Raw genomic sequence first — 13,987 nt, forward strand, 5'->3', positions numbered from 1 at the left:
CAAGGAGAGCGCGATGTTTCAGGTGCTGTCGGGGGCATGGGCCCTCTTGCTGGGCATGATGTTGTTGCAGGTGGGCAATGGCATGCAAGGCACGCTTCTGGGGGTGCGCGGCGCGCTCGAGGGGTTTTCGACCTATGAGATGTCGGTGGTCATGTCGTCCTATTTCGTGGGGTTCCTGTTCGGCTCTCGGTTGGCGCCGGAGATGATCCGACGGGTCGGGCATGTGCGGGTTTTTGCGGCCCTTGGCTCGATGATTTCTGCGGTGCTGATCCTCTATCCGACGATTGCCGAACCATGGGCGTGGTCTGTGGGGCGGGTGCTGATCGGGTTCTGTTTCTCGGGCGTCTATGTGACCGCCGAAAGCTGGTTGAACAATTCCGCCACCAATGCCACGCGCGGCAAGGCGCTGTCGCTCTACATGATCGTGCAGATGATCGGGATCGTGTCGGCACAAGGTTTGATGGTCTTGGCGGACCCGTCGGGCTATGTGCTGTTCGTGATCCCGTCGGTTCTGGTGTCGCTGGCCTTTGCGCCCATTCTGCTCTCGGTCAGCCCGACGCCCGCCTTTGGCACGACCAAGCCGCTGTCGCTGCGGCAGATCATGAAGATCTCTCCGCTGGGCTGTGTTGGAATGCTGCTGACGGGTGGCGTCTTTGCCGCGCAGTTCGGGATGGCGGCGGTTTATGGGGCCGAAGCAGGGCTGAATGTCGGGCAAATCTCGGCTTTTGTGGCGTCATTCTACGTGGCTGCTGTGGTGGCACAATACCCGCTGGGCTGGCTGTCGGACAGGATGGATCGGCGCAAGCTGATTGCGGCAGTGTCGCTGGGCACCGGCGTCGGGGCGGTGATCGGCATGATGCTGGGCGATAATTTCTGGTTCCTGATGCTTGCGGCCTTTATCGTCGGGGGCACGTCGAACCCGCTCTATTCGCTGCTGATTGCCTATACCAACGACTTTCTCGCGCATGAGGATATGGCGGCGGCGGCGGGTGGCATGGTGTTCATCAACGGGTTGGGGGCCATCGCGGGACCGCTGATGGTCGGCTGGATGATGGGGGTGATGGGGCCGGGCGGCTATTTCCTCTATATCGCGGTGCTGATGTTCGCGATGGTGGCCTATGCGATCTATCGCATGACGCAGCGCAAGGCACCGACAGTGCGCGAAACCGACCGCTACATGCCGGTTTCGCCCAATGCGTCCCCAATGGCGGTGGAATTTGCGCAAGAATATGCCATCGAGACCGCGCAAGACGCGAAAGAGGATTGAAATCGGGAAAATATGTCCCTTCTGTAGTATTATGTTACTGTGGAATGGGAGGAAATCCCGTTACCGTCATGGAAACGTCATAGGATATTGAGGAGTCCCCCTATGGTCACACCCGACGACGTGCTGCGGTTCTGGCTGGATGAAGTCGGACCGGAGGGGTGGTACAAGGCGTCAGAGACGCTGGATACCGAGGTGCGGGAGCGCTTTTTGGCAGCATGGGAGAATGCGCGCGAGGGGGCGTATGGCCTTTGGCTGACCTATCCCAACGGGATGCTGGCATATGTGATCCTGACCGATCAATTCCCGCGCAATATGTTCCGTGACGATGCGCGTGCCTTTGCTACCGATCAGCAGGCGCTCGCGGCGGGCAAGGTGGCGATCAATCGCGGCTGGGACCTGCGGATCGACGAGCCGGCGCGGCAATTCTTTTACCTGCCGCTCATGCATTCCGAGAACCTCTGCGATCAGGAACGATGTGTACGCCTGATGTGCGAGCGGATGCCTGAGCATGGCGAGCAGAACCTGACGCATGCGCGCGCGCATCGCGAGGTTATCCGGCAGTTTGGCCGCTTTCCCTATCGCAACGCAGCGCTGGCGCGGCCATCCACCGCATCGGAACGGGCGTTCGAGGACGGGGGCGGCTATGGCGGCACCCTGCGGCGGATCATGCAGGCGGCATGATCAGCGGCCTTATTCGCGTTCCGAATTGCTGAAAAGACACGTCTGACGATTGTTTGTTCAATCGGTCAATCATGTTGCGTTGCGATTTTGCGAAAAATAGTTTAATGGCAAACTAAATTTGGAAAACGGAGGGCCACATGGCATCGACTACCTATGACATGATCGTAATCGGGGCGGGTCCTGGAGGCTATGTGGCTGCGATCCGGGGTGCGCAGCTGGGCCTCAAGGTGGCCATTGTCGAGCGCGAGCACATGGGGGGCATTTGCCTCAACTGGGGCTGTATCCCGACCAAGGCCATGCTGCGGTCGTCCGAGGTGTTTCATCTGATGCACCGCGCCAAGGAATTCGGGCTCAAGGCCGATGGAATTGGCTATGATCTGGATGCTGTGGTCAAGCGCTCGCGCGGGGTGGCCAAGCAGTTGAGCGGCGGTGTCGCGCATCTGATGAAGAAGAACAAGGTCACGGTGGTGATGGGCGAGGCGACACTGCCCGCCAAGGGGAAGGTCAGCGTCAAGACCGAGAAGGGCACGGAAGAGCTGGAGGCCAAGCACATCATTCTGGCCACCGGTGCGCGCGCGCGCGAATTGCCGGGGCTTGAGGCGGATGGCGATCTGGTCTGGACCTACAAGCACGCGCTGGTGCCGTCCCGGATGCCCAAGAAACTCTTGGTGATCGGATCGGGGGCGATCGGCATCGAATTTGCCAGTTTCTACAACACGCTCGGGGCCGAGACGACGGTGGTCGAGGTGATGGAGCGTATTCTGCCGGTCGAGGATGCCGAGATTTCCGCATTTGCCAAGAAAGCGTTTACCAAGCAAAAGATGAAGATCATGGAGAAGGCCATGGTCAAGCAGTTGGACCGTGGCAAAGGCAAAGTCACCGCGCATATCGAGGTGGGTGGCAAGGTCGAGCAGCACGAATTCGACACGGTGATCTCTGCCGTGGGGATCGTGGGCAATGTCGAGGGGCTGGGCCTTGAGGCGCTGGGCGTCAAGATTGACCGCACCCATGTCGTGACGGATGAATATTGCCGCACCGGCGTGGACGGTCTCTATGCCATCGGCGATATCGCGGGCGCGCCCAGGCTGGCGCACAAGGCCAGCCATGAGGGCGTGATGGTGGCCGAATTGATCGCGGGCGGGCATCCGCATCCGGTGAAACCCGAGAGCATCGCCGGCTGCACCTATTGCCATCCGCAGGTGGCGAGCGTGGGCCTGACCGAGGCCAAGGCCAAGGAAAAGGGCTATGCCGTCAAGGTTGGCCGGTTCCCGTTCATCGGCAATGGCAAGGCGATTGCGCTGGGCGAGCCGGAAGGCATGATCAAGACGGTGTTCGATGCCAAGACGGGCGAACTCTTGGGCGCACATATGGTGGGCGCCGAGGTGACGGAGTTGATCCAAGGCTATGTGGTGGGTCGCCAGTTGGAGACCACCGAAGAAGACCTGATGAACACGGTTTTCCCGCATCCCACGCTGAGCGAGATGATGCACGAAAGTGTGCTTGATGCCTATGATCGGGTGATCCACATCTAAAGCAGTGACGCGCCCGGATCAGGGCGCGTCGTTGAACTTCCACCGCGCGCGGCGCGGCACGCGCACCGCGAGCATGGGTTTTAGCAGGCCCATGCGAAAGCGGGTGAGGTCAAGCGCCTCGTGCACCCCTACAGTTTCTTCACCATCGAGCCGCGTCTTGACCGCCGAGCGGCTGTAAAAGGGCGCGTCGAGCATGGGTTTCACCTGATGCGGTTTGTATCCGGCGTCGGCGCGGGTGTCGCGGGCCACCTGCCAGAGGCTGCGCCGCATCGCCACCTTGGGCGGCAGCGCGATGTCCTGTGCCTGTCCGTCCGCGTCGAAATGCACCGCCGTGGCGAGCGAAGACCCATCCATCCGCACCGCGTCGTAAAAACAGGTGGAGCCACCCCGCACCGGATAGCGCCCCCATGTCCAATATCGGAAATCCTGCTCCAGAGCGCGGGTGCCGAAATTGGCGTCGAAATAGCCATGCCCCTGCCATTGCCAACCGGGGGCGTCGAGATCGACCTCGATGGTCGAGGTGGGGCCGAAGGGCCGCCAGATATGGGTGCCCTCGGGGGTGAGCGGCAATTCCACTTGCGTCAGGGCCGTCGGGGTCACGGTGATGCGCCCGCGCACGCGGGAAATGAGCGGGGGCGAGGAGATTTCGTTGATCTCGATGATCAGGCGGTCATTTTCCCACCGCATGGACGAGGGGCCGACGGTCAGGCAGTCGCGGGTCTGGCGCAGGGCCGATGTGCCCCGATCCGTCATGGTAAAGCGTCCGCCGGGGCCATAAGTGGCAACGTTGATGCAGACATGGTTGGCCGGGTTGCGGCGGCCCGACCACGCATACCACGGCGAGAACACCGAGCCGATGAACCCGATCACGCTGACCGCGCGCCCGCCATCATCGCTCAACCCGTCGACATACCACCAGGCGTAGCCATTGGAGGGCACGTCGAGATCGAAATTCGGTCGTTCAAGATCGCCTCTGCCGCGTGCCGGGCGGAGAGCGTGGCCATCGGCACCCCCGCCCCCGGATGCGCCCCGCCCCCCGCGAGGTAGAGGCCCCGGATGGGTGTGCGCGCCGTGGGTCGTTTGAGCCCCGCTGTCATGCCGTGCGGGCTCTGCCCGTAGAGCGATCCGAGAGAGGCCGGGAACATCCGGTCGAACCGCGCCGGTGTCGTCAGAGCCCCCTCGCCCGGCAAGGGATTGAAGCGCAGGCCAAAAGCTGCGAGGGTTTGAAAGGTCCGGGTGTGACATGAGGCAAAATCCTCGGCTGTTTGGGTGAGGCCATCAAGCGGTGGCGCGTTGAGAATGATCTCGAACCGCTCGCGGTGGGGCGGCTGTTCGGGTAGGCCGCGATCCTGAGCGCAGACATAAACTGTGGGGTCGCGTGGGCAGCGCCCGGCGAGCAGATCGTCGAATTCGCTGCGGGCATCGGCGGCGAAAAATACGTTGTGATGTGCCAGGTCGGGACCTGAGGGCGTGGCGGCAAAGGCCCAGACCTGCGCCGAGAGGCTGCGCGGCAGTTTCGTTGTCTGGTGGGGCGACCGCGGTTGCGGCAGGTCCGAGCAAGCCCGAGGCAAGGGCGCGGGGATCACCGTTGAAAACGATGAAATCCGCCGCAAGCCGGGTGCCATCGCCAAGCGTGACGCCGCGCACCTGCGGCCCTTCGGTCTCGATCCGAGCGACATGGGTTCCATAGTGAAACTGCGCCCCATGGGCGCTGGCGAGGGTTGCGAGGCTCTGTGCCAAGCGGTGCATGCCGCCCCGCACCACCCAGACGCCCGCCGCCTCGGCCTGCCAGATCAGCGACAGGAGCGCCGGGGACTGATAGGGCGAGCCACCGACATAGGTGGCATAACGGCCAAAGAGCTGTCTGAGGCGCGGATCGTCGAACTGGCGCGAAAGGCTTTGTGCCAAGGTCGAGAGTGGCGCCATGGCGCGGATCAATGTGGGTTGCCGGGCGACCGTCGCGGCGAGGGCCAGAGAGGAGGGGGCGGCGGCCTGCATCATCGGGGAATCAAAGGCCGTGAAGAGGCGGCGCGCGCGGGCGCAAAAGCGGGTGAATTGCCGGGCGGCGCGGTCGCCCGCAAAGCCATGGATTGCGGCACGGCTCTGGGCTTCGTCGGCAAAGAGGTCAAGGTGGCTGCCATCGGGCCAGAAATGGCGGGCGAGGATGTCCTGTGGCACGAGGTCGATGTGATCCTCAAGCCGGGCCCCGACGCTTGCAAAAAGTGCGTCAAACACGCCGCGCATCGTAAGGACCGTGGGGCCGGCGTCGACCGGCCCGGCCTCCGAGGGCAGGGCACGCATCTTGCCGCCGGGGCCCGCGTGCCGTTCCAGCACCGTGACGGCTAGCCCTGCATGGGCAAGGCGCAGTGCTGTGGCCAGCCCCGCGATCCCGGCGCCGACGATCACAACCCTGTCGCGCGGTTCCAGAGGGGGCGTGTCTGATTTCATAACGCGATTGTTGACTCGCGCGCGCAATGTGTCCAGTATGATTTACACATGGTGTGTCAGAATGTTGATACATCCCTCGAAAAAGGAGCGGCCATGCCCATCGAGACCCGCATTGAGGCGGCCATTGCGCAGGCGATTGCGCGGGGGCAGGCCGGGCAGACCCCGGCGCGATTGGCAGACGCCCTCGATTATGCCACCAGCCCGGGCGGCGCGCGTATTCGCCCAACGATTCTGATGTCCGTGGCGCTGGCCTGTGGCGATGACCGGCCCGAGTTGAGCGATGCCGCTGCCGCCGCGCTGGAGATCATGCATTGCGCGAGCCTCGTGCATGACGATCTGCCCTGTTTCGACGATGCGGATTTGCGACGGGGCAAGGCTTCGGTGCATCGCGCCTATTCCGACGCCGCTGGCGGTGCTGACCGGGGATGCGCTCATCATCATGTCCTTTGAGATTCTGGCTCGTGTGGCGGACCGTGATGCGGCGCGTGCCAATGCGCTGATCCTCGCGCTGGCGCGGCGGAGCGGCATGCCGAACGGGATTTGCGCGGGCCAAGGCTGGGAAAGCGAGCCGACGGTCGATCTTGAGGCCTATCACCGCTCCAAGACCGGCGCGCTGTTTATCGCCGCCACGGAGATGGGGGCCATCGCGGCGGGGCACGAGCCTGAGCCGTGGTATGAGTTGGGGGCGCGTATCGGGGCCGCGTTTCAGGTGGCGGATGATCTGCGTGATGCGCTCTTGGATGCCGAGACCTTGGGCAAGCCGGTGGGGCAGGACGATCTGCACGGGCGGCCCAATGCGGTGTCGCAATTGGGGGTGGCGGGTGCCGTGACGCGGCTCAAGGATATTCTGGCGGGGGCGATTTCGTCGATCCCGTCCTGCCCCGGCGAGGCGCGGCTGGCCAAGATGGTGCAGATGCAGGCCGAGCGCATCATTTCGGTGCTGCCTGCGCGCATGCGGGCCTGATATGGCTGTGGCGGGCGATCTGCCCGAGCGCCCATTGCGGTCGCGCGGCGGCTGGCTGACGCGGCTCATTGCCAATCCACGGTTTCAGCATTGGGCCAGCGGTTTTCCCTTGACGCGCGGCATCGCCCGGCGCGACGGGGCCGAGATTTTCGATATTGTCCAAGGATTTGTGCAGTCGCAGGTGCTATCGGCGCTGGTCGAGTTGGACCTGCTGAACCGTTTGGCGGAAGGACCGCAAAGCCCGGCTGATCTGGCGCGGCGCGCGGGAATGGCCGAAGACCGTATGGCAATATTGCTTCAGGCGGGGGCGGCGCTTGGGTTGCTGCGGCGGCGGCGCGACGGGAGCTTTGCGCTGGCGCGCAAGGGGGCGGCGATTCTGGGCGTGCCGGGGTTGGAGGCGATGATTCGCCATCACCGCGCCTTTTACGCCGACATGGCCGATCCCGTGGCGCTGTTGCGCGGGGAGGGTGAAACCGAACTGGCGCGGTTCTGGCCCTATGTCTTTGGCGCGGCGGCGGAAGTGGAGCCAGAGGTGGCGCGCCGCTACTCGGACCTTATGGCGCAATCTCAGGGTCTGGTGGCGCAGGATGTGCTTCGGATGGTGTCGTTCAAGGAGGCACGGCATTTACTGGATATCGGCGGGGGCAGCGGTGCGTTTCTGGCGGCGGTCGCCGCGCGATCCCCTGATTTGCGGTTGAGCCTCTTTGATTTGCCAGAGGTCATTCCTTCGGCGCGGGCGCGGTTGACGCAGGCCGGGCTGACTGCGCGGTTGACACTTGTTCCGGGCTCTTTTCGAAGTGATCCGCTGCCGGAGGGGGCCGATACGATTTCGCTCATCCGGGTGCTTTATGACCATGACGACGCTACAGTGACGGCGCTTTTGGCCAAGGTCCATGCGGCCTTGCCTGCCGGAGGGCGATTGATTGTTGCAGAGCCGATGGCAGGTGGCGCGCGGCCAGAACGCGCGGGTGACGTCTATTTTGCCTTTTATACCATGGCGATGGGCACGGGGCGCGCCCGCTCTGCCGCGCGCATTGCCGCGATGTGCCGCAGGGCGGGGTTCACGGATATCCGTATCCCGCACAGCCCACGCCCCTTCGTCACCAGCGCGCTCAGCTGTGTAAAGACAGCATGACGAAAATAATTCTGACAGTGTAAAGAAAGATTGACACTTTAGCCTGTCCCGTTACACTTACAAGCAAGGGGAATCCAGAATCTGACACTGTCAGACAACGGACAGGAGGCCGCCATCGAAACCCGCGCCGTTCATCTCAGGGGACCAGAAGACCTCTCGGTTGACAGTCTGACGCTCAAGGCGCCGGGGGCCGGGGATCTGGTGGTCGATGTGACCCATTCGGGTATTTCCACCGGCACGGAAAAGCTGTTTTGGTCCGGGCAGATGCCGCCGTTCCCCGGTATGGGCTATCCGTTGGTGCCCGGTTACGAGGCCGCTGGCGAGGTGGTCGAGGCCGCACCCGGCACGGGCTACAAGCCCGGTGATCATGTGTTCGTCCCCGGTGCCGATTGCTACGAGGGGGCCTTTGGTCTCTTTGGGGGCTGCTTCGGCGCGGCTTGTGACCAAGGCGTCGCGCGTCTGCCGAATCGATGCAGGATTCGGGGCCGAAGGCGCGCTCCTGGCGCTGGCGGCGACGGCGCGGCATGCGATGGCGGGGCTGGACAAGGCCGTGCCCGATCTCATCGTGGGGCATGGCGTCTTGGGCCGGTTGCTGGCGCGATTGACGATTGCGGCGGGGGCCCCTGCGCCCACCGTCTGGGAAACGCAGGCCGGGCGCAGCGCGGGCGCACAGGGCTATCCGGTGATCCATCCTGACAATGACACGCGCCGCGATTATCGCGCGATCTACGATGCCTCGGGCGATCCCGCGATCCTGAACACGCTGATTGGCCGCCTGGCCAAGGGCGGCGAGGTGGTGCTGGCGGGGTTTTATCCGCAGGCGCTCAGCTTTGCCTTTCCCATGGCGTTCATGAAGGAAGCGCGGCTGCGCGTGGCGGCGGAATGGGTCCATGATGACCTGACCGCGACCCGCGCCTTGGTCGAATCGGGCGCGCTCAGCCTGGGCGGCCTGATCACGCATCAGGCATCGTCCAAGACCGCACCGCAGGCCTATCGGACCGCGTTCAGCGATCCCGACTGCCTGAAAATGATACTCAACTGGAAGGACGCAGCATGAAGGACGACGTGCCGAATCTCAAAGAGTTCGACCGCCGGCTGCGCGACGAGGCGCATGAAGAGCCGACGCTCGAAATTCCGCAGGGCGAACCCAAGTCCAAGACGCAGATCATCGCGATCTATGGCAAGGGCGGCATCGGCAAATCCTTCACCTTGGCCAATCTGAGCCACATGATGGCCGAGATGGGCAAGCGCGTGCTGCTCATTGGTTGTGATCCGAAATCCGACACGACGAGCCTGCTCTTTGGCGGCAAGGCGTGCCCGACGATCATCGAGACCTCGACCAAGAAGAACCTCGCTGGTGAGCCGGTCAAGATCGGGGATGTCTGTTTCAAGCGCGGTGGCGTCTTTGCGATGGAGCTGGGCGGGCCGGAAGTGGGCCGGGGCTGTGGCGGGCGCGGGATCATCCACGGGTTCGAGCTGTTGGAAAAGCTGGGCTTTCACGATTGGGATTTCGATTACGTCCTGCTCGATTTCCTGGGCGATGTAGTTTGTGGCGGCTTTGGTCTGCCGATCGCGCGGGACATGGCGCAAAAGGTCATTCTGGTGGCCTCGAACGATCTGCAATCGCTCTATGTGGCCAACAACGTGTGTTCTGCGGTCGAGTATTTCCGCAAGCTGGGCGGCAACGTGGGTGTCGCGGGCCTTGTGATCAACAAGGATGACCATTCCGGCGAGGCACAAGCCTTTGCCAAAGCGGTCAATATCCCGGTGCTGGCCGCGATCCCGCAGGATGACGATCTGCGCAAGAAATCTGCAAACTATCAAATCGTTGGCACAGCGGCGAGCCAGTGGGGCGATCTCTTTGCGCAATTGGCCGACGCGGTGTCCGTGGCCCCACCGGTGCGACCCAATCCGCTCGATCAGGATGGGCTGCTGGCGCTCTTCGATAGCAAGGATACGGGGGGCGATTACGTTTTGGAGCCCGCCACGGACGCGGACATGCGCGGCAAATACGCGGCACCCAAAGCATCGCTGGAGGTGGTTTATGACGATGTCTAACGAGCCCCGTCGCGAAACTCTGGCTGAGGTGCAGCGCCTGCTTGCGCGCGCGCGGCCTGAGCAATTGCGCCGCCTTCTGGCCGATATTCAGGCCGCAGAGCAGACCACCGACCGGGAGGCGCAGGCCTCTCCTCAAAGGCGGGCGTCATGAGCGATGAAGTTACATATGACGGGGCCGCCGAGGCCCATGTGATCACCGGCACCGCCGTTGAGACCGCGCCCGATCTGGCGGGTGGCTGCCATTCCGGGGCTGAGATGGAAAAGGCTGCGCGCATGGCGGGGCAGTCCGAATTGCTCGATCAATATGCCCGTGATTATCCCAAGGGGCCGCATGACCAGCCGCAGAGCATGTGCCCGGCCTTTGGGTCCCTGCGCGTGGGCCTGCGGATGAAGCGGGTGGCGACGGTGCTGAGCGGGTCGGCCTGTTGTGTCTATGGTCTGACCTTTGTGAGCCATTTCTACGGGGCGCGCCGCTCTGTGGGCTATGTGCCGTTCAATTCCGAAACGCTTGTGACCGGCAAGCTCTTTGAGGATATCCGCGAGAGCGTGCATGAGATGGCCGATCCGGATCGGTTTGATGCCATTGTCGTGACCAATCTCTGCGTGCCGACCGCGAGCGGCGTGCCGCTGCGCCTGCTGCCCTCTGAAATCAACGGAGTGCGGATCGTGGGCATTGACGTGCCGGGGTTTGGTATTCCCACCCATGCTGAGGCCAAGGATGTCTTGGCCGGGGCGATGCTGAGTTACGCCCGCAAGGAAGCGATGGCGGGGCCGGTTGCAGCCCCTGCAGGCGGCAAGTCTGACCGCCCCACCGTGACCTTGCTGGGTGAGATGTTTCCGGCAGACCCGATGATGATCGGCGCGATGCTGGCACCCTTGGGCCTCGCTGCTGGTCCGGTTGTGCCCTGCCGCGAGTGGCGAGAGCTATATGCCGCGCTCGATTGCGGGGCGGTGGCGGCGATCCATCCCTTCTATACCGCTGCAATCCGCGAATTCGAGGCCGCAGGCCGCCCCATCGTGGGTTCGGCCCCGGTGGGCCATGATGGCACCGCCGCCTGGCTTGCCGGGATCGGCGATGCCTTTGGTCTCTCCGCAGACCGGGTGGCCGCTGCGCAGAACGCATTCTTGCCCGCCATCAAGGGCGCGCTGGCCAATGCGCCCATCAAGGGCACGATCACGCTCTCGGGTTATGAGGGCAGCGAGCTTTTGGTGGCGCGTCTCTTGATCGAGAGCGGGGCCAATGTGCCCTATGTCGGCACCGCGTGCCCGAAAACCCCGTGGTCGGCGGCGGATGCAGACTGGCTGTCGTCCAAGGGCGTCAAGGTCAAGTTCCGCGCCTCGCTCGAAGACGACTGCGCCGCGATGGAAGCGGTCAATCCCGATCTCGCCATAGGCACCACGCCGGTGGTGCAAAAGGCCAAGGCCAAGGGCATCCCGTCGCTCTACTTCACCAACCTCATTTCAGCGCGGCCCTTGATGGGGCCTGCAGGGGCAGGGAGCCTTGCCGAGGTGGTCAATGCCGCCATGGGCAACAAGGCCCGGATGGACAGCATGCGCGACTTCTTTGCCGGGGTGGGCGAGGGCGATACTGCGGGTATCTGGGAAGGTAGCCCAAATCTGCGCCCCGATTTCCGCGCGCAGCATCAGAAGAAGCTCGACAAGCAGGCGCGAGCCGCCAAAGCGCAGGAGATGATCTGATGCTTATTCAGGATCATGATCGCGCGGGCGGATACTGGGGGGCGGTTTATGCCTTTTGTGCGGTCAAGGGATTGCAGGTGGTGATCGACGGGCCGGTGGGCTGTGAGAACCTGCCGGTGACATCCGTGCTGCATTACACCGACGCGCTGCCGCCCCATGAGTTGCCCATCGTGGTGACCGGGCTGGGCGAGAGCGAAATGGGATCGGGCACCGAAGAGGCGATGAAACGCGCCTGGGGCACGCTGGACCCCGCCCTGCCCGCGGTGGTTGTCACCGGCTCTATTGCCGAGATGATTGGCGGCGGCGTGACACCGCAAGGCACGAATATTCAACGCTTTCTGCCGCGCACCATTGACGAGGATCAATGGCAGTCGGCGGATCGGGCGATGACGTGGATCTTCACGGAATTCGGCATGACCAAGGGGCGGATGCCCCCCGAAAAGCCGCGGGAAGAGGGGGCCGCCCCCCGCGTCAATATCCTTGGGCCGATGTATGGCACGTTCAACATGCCGTCGGACCTGCACGAGATCCGGCGTCTGGTCGAGGGGATCGGGGCCGAGGTCAATATGGTGATGCCGCTCGGGGCGCATCTGGCCGAGATGCGCAATCTGGTCAATGCCGACGCCAATATCGTGATGTATCGCGAATTCGGTCGCGGTTTGGCCGAGGTTCTGGGCAAGCCCTATTTGCAAGCGCCCATTGGTGTGGAGAGCACGACGCTGTTCCTGCGCAAGCTGGGCGAGATGCTGGGGCTGGACCCGGAACCGTTCATCGAACGTGAGAAACATTCGACGCTCAAACCGGTGTGGGATCTGTGGCGGTCGGTGACGCAGGATTTCTTTGCCACCGCGAATTTCGGGATCGTCGCGAACGAGACCTATGCGCGCGGTATCCGGCATTACCTCGAGAGCGATCTCGGTCTGCCCTGCGCCTTTGCGGTGGCGCGCTGTGCGGGCAAGAAGACCAATAACGAAGAGGTGCGCAGCCTTGTGCACACCAAGCGTCCGCTCATCCTGATGGGGTCGATCAACGAGAAGATCTATCTCGCCGAGACGCGCGCGGGATTTGGTCCACAGCCGGTGTTTTTGCCCATGAGCTTTCCGGGGGCGGCCATCCGGCGCGCCACGGGGACGCCGGTGATGGGCTACGCGGGGGCGACATGGCTCTTGCAGGAGGTGTGCAACGGGCTCTTTGACGCGCTCTTTCACATCCTGCCCTTGTCGACCGAGATGGACGCGACCCATGCGACGCCCACGCCCTTGCGCCGGGATTTTCCGTGGGATGCCGACGCCGCCCGCGAGCTGGAGCGGATCGTTGCGGAACATCCGGTGCTGACGCGGATTTCTGCGGCCAAGACATTGCGCGATGCCGCCGAGGATGCGGCGCTGCGGCAGGGCGACGAACGGGTCGTGCTGCAAACCGTTCAAGCGATTTCCCCCCGTATGACCGGGGTTCCAGTTCGAGAGGAGGACTGAGACGATGACTGACATGACATCAAACCCGCCCCGTGCGCGCAGCCGACAGGCGCGGCGCCGTGGTCTGGAATTTCAGCTCTATTTTGCTCTGATTTTTGCGTTGGCTTTGCCCGTCGCCACTCTGCGCTGGATGCGCGACGTGGTGCAGTATCGCACGCTCGATCTGCGCGGACCCTTGGCGCGTGCCTGGGCCGAGGCGGATCGCACAACGCCACTGATTTTCTCGGCCTGACAAGGGCCGGGATCACGAACTGCCTGTCCCATTCTGGGGCGGACAGAACCCTGCGGGGCCATGCAGGCCTCGAAGGACCCGGTCGCGGGGTACGCGACGTCAGCATAACGTTCCGGAGGAAAGTTCATGGCTGATAAATCTGATCTGTCGTTCACAGGTCTCACAGACGAGCAGGCTCAAGAGCTGCATTCCGTCTACATGAGCGGCCTTTGGCTGTTCACGGCGATTGCAGTGGTTGCACATATTGCAACCTTCATCTGGTTCCCGTGGTTCTGAGGAAAGGGGTAAGACATGGCAAAGTTCTACAAGATCTGGCTCATCTTCGACCCCCGCCGCGTTTTCGTGGCGCAGGGCGCGTTCCTGTTTCTTCTGGCCGCGATGATCCATCTCGTGCTGCTCAGCACCGACGGTTTCAACTGGTTTGAAATCGCCGCTGCCAAGTATGGTCAGTGATTTCACTGTCCCAATGATCGCTGCGGGCGGGGACAACGCCGCCC

General features: G+C 63.3%; 14 protein-coding genes and 2 pseudogenes. 13 read left to right on the plus strand and 3 right to left on the minus strand.

Annotated features, from left to right (window positions below; translation table 11 throughout):
* Positions 1-13: 13 nt before the first annotated feature.
* The 3 genes from ROSMUC_RS01955 (at position 14) to lpdA (ending at position 3,480) form a co-directional block, all read left to right on the plus strand.
* Positions 14-1,267 (plus strand): MFS transporter, encoded by a 1,254-nt coding sequence (locus ROSMUC_RS01955; protein ID WP_037268960.1) that lies wholly within the window; start codon positions 14-16, stop codon positions 1,265-1,267.
* Between the two features lie 102 nt (positions 1,268-1,369).
* The gene (locus ROSMUC_RS01960; protein WP_037268963.1) at positions 1,370-1,948 is read left to right on the plus strand and encodes a DUF924 family protein; all 579 of its coding nucleotides are present in this window, start codon (positions 1,370-1,372) and stop codon (positions 1,946-1,948) included.
* Between the two features lie 137 nt (positions 1,949-2,085).
* The gene (lpdA, locus tag ROSMUC_RS01965) at positions 2,086-3,480 is read left to right on the plus strand and encodes a dihydrolipoyl dehydrogenase (protein ID WP_037268965.1); all 1,395 of its coding nucleotides are present in this window, start codon (positions 2,086-2,088) and stop codon (positions 3,478-3,480) included.
* A gap of 18 nt (positions 3,481-3,498) precedes the next feature.
* On the opposite strand, the gene crtC is transcribed toward lpdA, so the two are convergent.
* The 3 genes from crtC to ROSMUC_RS01975 form a co-directional block, all read right to left on the minus strand.
* Positions 3,499-4,380, minus strand: a complete 882-nt coding sequence (crtC, locus tag ROSMUC_RS01970; RefSeq protein ID WP_037269835.1) for a carotenoid 1,2-hydratase — start codon at positions 4,378-4,380, stop codon at positions 3,499-3,501.
* Complete coding sequence (locus tag ROSMUC_RS21645) at positions 4,377-4,670, minus strand: FAD-dependent oxidoreductase (RefSeq protein WP_342748331.1); 294 nt, start codon at positions 4,668-4,670, stop codon at positions 4,377-4,379. Before ROSMUC_RS21645 ends, crtC begins: the two co-directional genes overlap by 4 nt.
* Positions 4,671-4,758: 88 nt before the next feature.
* Positions 4,759-5,928, minus strand: a complete 1,170-nt coding sequence (locus ROSMUC_RS01975) for a phytoene desaturase family protein (RefSeq protein WP_342748332.1) — start codon at positions 5,926-5,928, stop codon at positions 4,759-4,761.
* 93 nt (positions 5,929-6,021) lie between these two features.
* Between ROSMUC_RS01975 and ROSMUC_RS01980 the strand changes: the two are divergent.
* From ROSMUC_RS01980 to pufA, 10 genes and pseudogenes are all read left to right on the plus strand, one after another.
* Positions 6,022-6,892 (plus strand): annotated as a pseudogene (locus tag ROSMUC_RS01980) (polyprenyl synthetase family protein).
* 1 nt (position 6,893) lies between these two features.
* Positions 6,894-8,027: a methyltransferase gene (locus ROSMUC_RS01985; protein ID WP_052115228.1), complete on the plus strand. Its 1,134-nt coding sequence runs from the start codon at positions 6,894-6,896 to the stop codon at positions 8,025-8,027.
* Positions 8,028-8,141: 114 nt separating this feature from the next.
* Positions 8,142-9,084, plus strand: a pseudogene (gene bchC, locus ROSMUC_RS01990) (chlorophyll synthesis pathway protein BchC).
* Complete coding sequence (locus tag ROSMUC_RS01995) at positions 9,081-10,085, plus strand: chlorophyllide a reductase iron protein subunit X (RefSeq protein ID WP_037268966.1); 1,005 nt, start codon at positions 9,081-9,083, stop codon at positions 10,083-10,085. The pseudogene bchC and the gene ROSMUC_RS01995 overlap by 4 nt, the downstream one beginning before the upstream one ends.
* Complete coding sequence (locus tag ROSMUC_RS20945; protein WP_206018414.1) at positions 10,078-10,236, plus strand: hypothetical protein; 159 nt, start codon at positions 10,078-10,080, stop codon at positions 10,234-10,236. Before ROSMUC_RS01995 ends, ROSMUC_RS20945 begins: the two co-directional genes overlap by 8 nt.
* Complete coding sequence (gene bchY / locus ROSMUC_RS02000) at positions 10,233-11,783, plus strand: chlorophyllide a reductase subunit Y (RefSeq protein ID WP_037268969.1); 1,551 nt, start codon at positions 10,233-10,235, stop codon at positions 11,781-11,783. Before ROSMUC_RS20945 ends, bchY begins: the two co-directional genes overlap by 4 nt.
* Complete coding sequence (bchZ, locus tag ROSMUC_RS02005; RefSeq protein ID WP_037268972.1) at positions 11,783-13,258, plus strand: chlorophyllide a reductase subunit Z; 1,476 nt, start codon at positions 11,783-11,785, stop codon at positions 13,256-13,258. The genes bchY and bchZ overlap by 1 nt, the downstream gene beginning before the upstream one ends.
* Before the next feature lie 4 nt (positions 13,259-13,262).
* Complete coding sequence (gene pufQ / locus ROSMUC_RS02010; RefSeq protein ID WP_037268974.1) at positions 13,263-13,490, plus strand: cytochrome PufQ; 228 nt, start codon at positions 13,263-13,265, stop codon at positions 13,488-13,490.
* 126 nt (positions 13,491-13,616) lie between these two features.
* Positions 13,617-13,766: a light-harvesting antenna LH1, beta subunit gene (gene pufB / locus ROSMUC_RS02015; RefSeq protein ID WP_009819267.1), complete on the plus strand. Its 150-nt coding sequence runs from the start codon at positions 13,617-13,619 to the stop codon at positions 13,764-13,766.
* A gap of 15 nt (positions 13,767-13,781) precedes the next feature.
* Entirely contained in the window at positions 13,782-13,943 is a 162-nt protein-coding gene (gene pufA / locus ROSMUC_RS02020) for a light-harvesting antenna LH1, alpha subunit (RefSeq protein WP_008280385.1), read from the plus strand.
* Positions 13,944-13,987: the final 44 nt, after the last annotated feature.

This window comes from Roseovarius mucosus DSM 17069 (assembly GCF_000768555.3).
Classification (GTDB): Bacteria; Pseudomonadota; Alphaproteobacteria; order Rhodobacterales; family Rhodobacteraceae; genus Roseovarius; species Roseovarius mucosus.

Excerpts from the sequence above, each read along its gene's own strand:
- ROSMUC_RS01960 (WP_037268963.1), top strand. The coding sequence starts at position 1,370 with ATGGTCACACCCGACGACGTGCTGCGGTTCTGGCTGGATGAAGTCGGA.
- pufB (WP_009819267.1), top strand. The coding sequence starts at position 13,617 with ATGGCTGATAAATCTGATCTGTCGTTCACAGGTCTCACAGACGAGCAG.
- lpdA (WP_037268965.1), top strand. The coding sequence starts at position 2,086 with ATGGCATCGACTACCTATGACATGATCGTAATCGGGGCGGGTCCTGGA.
- ROSMUC_RS20945 (WP_206018414.1), top strand. The coding sequence starts at position 10,078 with ATGTCTAACGAGCCCCGTCGCGAAACTCTGGCTGAGGTGCAGCGCCTG.
- bchZ (WP_037268972.1), top strand. The coding sequence starts at position 11,783 with ATGCTTATTCAGGATCATGATCGCGCGGGCGGATACTGGGGGGCGGTT.
- pufA (WP_008280385.1), top strand. The coding sequence starts at position 13,782 with ATGGCAAAGTTCTACAAGATCTGGCTCATCTTCGACCCCCGCCGCGTT.
- ROSMUC_RS01975 (WP_342748332.1), bottom strand. The coding sequence starts at position 5,928 with ATGAAATCAGACACGCCCCCTCTGGAACCGCGCGACAGGGTTGTGATC.
- pufQ (WP_037268974.1), top strand. The coding sequence starts at position 13,263 with ATGACTGACATGACATCAAACCCGCCCCGTGCGCGCAGCCGACAGGCG.
- ROSMUC_RS01955 (WP_037268960.1), top strand. The coding sequence starts at position 14 with ATGTTTCAGGTGCTGTCGGGGGCATGGGCCCTCTTGCTGGGCATGATG.
- ROSMUC_RS01995 (WP_037268966.1), top strand. The coding sequence starts at position 9,081 with ATGAAGGACGACGTGCCGAATCTCAAAGAGTTCGACCGCCGGCTGCGC.
- bchY (WP_037268969.1), top strand. The coding sequence starts at position 10,233 with ATGAGCGATGAAGTTACATATGACGGGGCCGCCGAGGCCCATGTGATC.
- ROSMUC_RS01985 (WP_052115228.1), top strand. The coding sequence starts at position 6,894 with ATGGCTGTGGCGGGCGATCTGCCCGAGCGCCCATTGCGGTCGCGCGGC.